At 46.5% G+C, this 4625-nt stretch carries 6 protein-coding genes; all 6 read right to left on the minus strand.

The features are described 5' to 3' along the window. On the minus strand, positions 1–673 hold a 673-nt coding region (locus ACP5KC_RS08925; RefSeq protein ID WP_428287321.1), incomplete at its 3' end, for a thiamine pyrophosphate-dependent enzyme. Further along, positions 663–2567, minus strand: a complete 1905-nt coding sequence (locus ACP5KC_RS08930; RefSeq protein ID WP_428287322.1) for a 2-oxoacid:ferredoxin oxidoreductase subunit alpha — start codon at positions 2565–2567, stop codon at positions 663–665. The genes ACP5KC_RS08925 and ACP5KC_RS08930, both read right to left, overlap by 11 nt. An 11-nt stretch (positions 2568–2578) precedes the next feature. Beyond that, positions 2579–2758: a hypothetical protein gene (locus ACP5KC_RS08935; protein WP_424740439.1), complete on the minus strand. Its 180-nt coding sequence runs from the start codon at positions 2756–2758 to the stop codon at positions 2579–2581. 132 nt (positions 2759–2890) lie between these two features. Further along, positions 2891–3136, minus strand: a complete 246-nt coding sequence (locus ACP5KC_RS08940; RefSeq protein WP_052884046.1) for a ferredoxin — start codon at positions 3134–3136, stop codon at positions 2891–2893. A 180-nt stretch (positions 3137–3316) separates the two neighbouring features. Continuing rightward, positions 3317–4042, minus strand: coding sequence for an HAD-IC family P-type ATPase (locus ACP5KC_RS08945; protein ID WP_424740443.1), 726 nt, complete (start codon positions 4040–4042; stop codon positions 3317–3319). Between the two features lie 58 nt (positions 4043–4100). Then, positions 4101–4262: a YHS domain-containing protein gene (locus ACP5KC_RS08950; RefSeq protein ID WP_428287323.1), complete on the minus strand. Its 162-nt coding sequence runs from the start codon at positions 4260–4262 to the stop codon at positions 4101–4103. Positions 4263–4625 lie beyond the last annotated feature (363 nt).

The following is a 4625-nucleotide window of genomic DNA, read 5'->3' on the forward strand; positions in this document are numbered from 1 at the left end:
CCCAGGAGGGGTCTGACTCGAGCTTATAGGTCACCTTCCTGTAGTATTCGGCTGTGAATACGTCATTAAACACCACGCATGGCTGGAGCACATCTATAAGGGCTGAGCCCCTATGCCTTATAGCTTGTACTATTATGTTCTTCAGGTGGGGGGTGTCGAATGCATAGCTTCTAGCTACAAAGGTGTAGCCTGATGCGAGCGCCAGTAGGACGGGGTTTACTGCCTGCTGGACGTTGGGCTTTGGGAGAGCCTTTGTCCTTACACCTAAAGGTAGGGTAGGGGATGCTTGACCCTTTGTCAAGCCATACACGCCGTTGTCGTGTAGGATGACGACTATGTCGAGGTTTCGCCTACCTAGAGCTACGAAGTGGCCCGCGCCTATACCCAGCAAGTCCCCGTCCCCACCGTGCACTATTACGTTTAAGCTCGGGTTTGCTATCTTTATTCCCGTCGCGAATGGAATCGCCCTCCCGTGTAAGGTGTGAACTCCATTCACGTTTACAAAGTGTGGAATCTTGGAAGAACAACCGATGCCGGAAACAATCACTGTTTGAGATGGGTCAAGCTGCAGTTCTTCTAGAGCTTTGTAGACCGCTGTGAGTATTCCGTAGTTCCCGCAACCGGGACACCAGTCTGGCCACACGTTTGTCCTGTAATTCCATTTAAGCTCCATGGAACGCCACCACCCTTAAAGTTTCACCCATGATGATCTTCTTAACCCCCGCTACCACCTCTTCTCGTGTAAGGGGTCTTCCTGTGAACTTCGCAATATTCTTCTCGATAATAAGGCCAGTTGACATCGCGACGAGATGCCTAAGGCTTACTCCGTAACTGTGCTCTACAAAGATGATCTTTTCCTTGTCGAATCTCTCTAGGATACTCCTAAACTCCTCGCCTGGGAATGGCCATAGAAGCTTCAAGTTGACGTAGGCTCCTCTCATGCCTTCCTTGCCGAGTGCACGGATAGCGTCAAGCGAGACACCCTTAGTGGAACCCCATCCAACCAGTATAAAATCGGGGTTGTCATGTCCCTGGAGAGTGATCTTCTTCTCAAGTGGGAGCTCCTTCCTTATTAGTTCAAGTTTCTCGATTCTTTTAGAATACATTTTGATGCGGTTTACTGGATCCTCCTCAATGTGCCCATACTCGTTGTGTTCATCACCACTATACCACATAACTGTGTCCTTTGCACCCAGGAATGCCCTCGGGGAGATTAGCTTCGAGGAGTCAAACCTCTTGTAGTTGGGGCCTCCAGAGGAAAGCAAGCCCCTCTCGATTTCCGCGCGCCCAGGGTCTGGTGGCGTAATTGTGACTAAAGAGTTTGCTAGAAACTTGTCTAAGATGTGGATAACAGGAACCTGATATTTCTCGGCTATGTTAAAGGCATCGATTGCATCATAGAAGGCTTCAACGTGGTCTCCTGAGGAGAGAACTACTCGTGCAAATTCACCGTGCCCCGCGAATACAGCGTTGAGGAGGTCGCTCTGGCTCCCCCTTGTTGGCTGTCCTGTGCTCGGACCCCCTCTCTGATAGTACGTTATAACTATTGGCGCTTCATTCATCCCAGCATAAGATAAGCCCTCAACCATGAGGTCGAAGCCAGGCCCGCTTGTTGATGTGCTGCTTCTAGCCCCGGTGAGAGAAGCCCCAATTATAGAAGATACTGCAGCGATCTCATCTTCCGTCTGGAATACAATTATGGGACCTATAACACCCTCATCGGCTTCAATCACCTGATATTTTTCCAGGAGGAAACTCTCGTCTGCCGCCGGTGTTATAGGGTAATAGCTCTGGAGCCTAACACCAGCCACTATCTTTCCAATTGCCACTATGTCGTTACCAGTAACAACCATTAGTTTCCCCGGCCTAGCCGTTGGAGTATCAAGTGAGACAATCCCGGCAAGCTCAGAATACATCTCGTAAATACTATCTATCAGGGCGTTGTTCTGCTCGGCTATAATTGGCCTGCCGCGGAAGAATCTTGAGACAGCATCCTGGGACACTTCCTTTCTCAGACCTAGCACGAGAGAAATCATAGCTACAATTATCCCACTCACGTACCTGGACAACAGCTTTGGATCAATCGTGTATTTTGCGGCTAGCCCTCTGAGAAGGACCTGGTAATCCACTCCGACCGCTTTCACAGACATCGAGCTTTCAAGATGGTTAACAATGGAGGACACTGTCGGCTGTATCCCCAGCTCCTTTATCTTCCCGGCTATTCTTTCACGTGTAGTATCCTCGATGCTTGGTATGTCCTCTAGCTTTTTTCCAAGAACCCCCTTGTCATAGATTAAAACACCCCCTATGGAGAGCTCGTCGAAGTGCGTGAAAATTGTCTCTGCATCGGCGGCTGCCAGGATGTCAACTGGGTATCTAAGAGAAGACACGGGGAGAGTAGAGACGCATAAGTGAATATAGCTGTGTCTACCAGTGATATTTGAGAAGTATTCTCTATCGGCTATGAACCAGTACCCCTTTCTCGCGAACGCGTATCCGAGAATGCTCATCGATGTCTCAAGCCCGGAGCCCTGCGGTCCTCCTATAATTAGGCAAATTTCATCCAAAGCTGACACCTCTAGTCTGCAGGGGGAGATTCTGCTAGCGCTTCATCGAATATTAGAGAAGCAGCTAAAACATGGTTAGCGTGCTTTTCGATTTCTTCAGCTGGAACTGTAGTCTTGCAGGTTAAACAATAAGCCCAACCCTGTTGGGTTAAGGCTTCATTTAGTTCCTCGGTGGTCACCTCCTTGGCCATTTGGCAATCTGGATCGACATTCCTTGAATATACAATCATGTTCCTAGCGGAGCAGTAACCCAAGTCTTCAAAGGCCGAGTGGGGCTTAAAGTATAAACACCTCATACAGGGGACTACTCGCATCCCCTGTGCTCACCCAATATCCTCAATTGATATAGCGTTGACGGGGCACACGTCAGCACCCGAGCGAGCGCAGTCGTAGAGATCCTCGGGTATCTCTCCAACAGAGATGTTCTCGTCAGTATTAACACTATATTTGGCTACTACTCTGTTTTTCCCGTTATCGTCCCCAAGCTCGAAGACCTCGGGACAAGCAGCGGGAGCAGCACCACAAGAAATGCATGCAGCTCTATTAACTACAACACGGTATTTCTTCATGTGTTTCGTTTTAATTTTTTGACTATCCTGTATAAATAAATTCTGTCCTATTCTTAGAAATTAACAATTATATCTTTTAGTATTCTTCATTTGTTAAAATACCGTAATTTTAAGCTTTTTCTAGAAAATACATGCATACTTCGTAGGATGCATATCAAATGTAGAGGAAAAGGCCTACTATCATTTTCCCGAGTGAGGCTTCCATTTCATCAGGGTGAGCGCATTAGATATGACTGTTATGTCGCTTAAAATCATGGCTGCTGCAGCAAGCTCTGGTCGAATCATTATGCCGAGACTCTTGTATAAGACGCCTGCAGCTACAGGTATTAGCGTAGCATTGTATGCAAAAGCCCACGCGAGGTTCTGGACTGCTTTTTTCCGAGCATGGATGCTTAGACTGTATAGATCTGCAAGTGCTTCCAGATTCCCGTTTATTAAAACTACGTCTCCAGCTTCTTTTGATATGTCTGCACCGCCACCCATTGCTACCCCCAGGAATGCCCTTCCGATCGCCGGTGCATCGTTAACCCCGTCTCCCGCAAAGAGGACTCTGCGCCCAGAGCTCTGGAGCTTGTCAACAAGGTCGGCCTTGTCCTCTGGTCTAAGCTCAGCGTAAACCTCGTCTACACCCAGCTGAGAGGCTACGTATCGTGCCGCGTTTTCTGCATCTCCTGTAGCTAAGACAGTCCTTATTCCTTTCTCTTTAAAAAAGGAGATTACTTTGCTTGCCTCCTTTCTGAGCTCGTCGCTGACAATTACCGCTGCGGATAGCTTACTATTTATCGCTACAAGGAATGTTGTAGAACCTTTGCCCGTCTCTTCAATGTATAACTTTTCGACCTCTGAGGAAGTCTTGATTGAAAACGATTCGATAATTTTTTTGTATTGCATAGACGCAGGCGGCACAGTCAACTCCTACCACTTTGATTCTCTCCTTGGTATACGGCACAAGAAAACACCGGGCTTAATCAGGGTGTCCGGTAGGGCCGTGCTCAATATAATATTCGGGATTACTCTCAAAGGCTCTTTTGCATGCACTGCTGCAAAAATAGTATATCTTACCCTTGTAGATCGTCTTATACTTAGCTTTCTTAGGATTCACCTGCATTCCACATACTATATCAATTCAAAACTCATATGATTACATTATGTTTTGTCTTACATTAAGCTTTCACATAATAAAAATGTAAATGTTTTAATAATTATGTTTACAATTCGATATTTTTGATTAGATATCTTTGCCATTATGTGAAAAATAGAAACCTCTGAAGACTCAGATTCACCTAATCCTCACATGGTTTTTTATAGGTGGTTACAGATAAGATTTATCTATCCTATAAAGATAAGTATAGCCTCAGCTCATAGGCCTTTCGCTTTGACGCCACTAACCTGGAAAAGTTAATAAGCTACGTTTCTTCCTATTGTATGCATACCAGGTTTGTCTTCGTAACGGGAGGTGTTGTAAGCGGCCTTGGGAAAGGAGTTGTAA

It is taken from the genome of Infirmifilum sp. (assembly GCF_049970975.1).
GTDB lineage: Archaea > Thermoproteota > Thermoprotei > Thermofilales > Thermofilaceae > Thermofilum > Thermofilum uzonense.

Bases quoted from the DNA above. Each gene is read 5' to 3' on its own strand.
- ACP5KC_RS08935 (WP_424740439.1), bottom strand. From the start codon at position 2,758: ATGGCCAAGGAGGTGACCACCGAGGAACTAAATGAAGCCTTAACCCAA.
- ACP5KC_RS08940 (WP_052884046.1), bottom strand. From the start codon at position 3,136: ATGAAGAAATACCGTGTTGTAGTTAATAGAGCTGCATGCATTTCTTGT.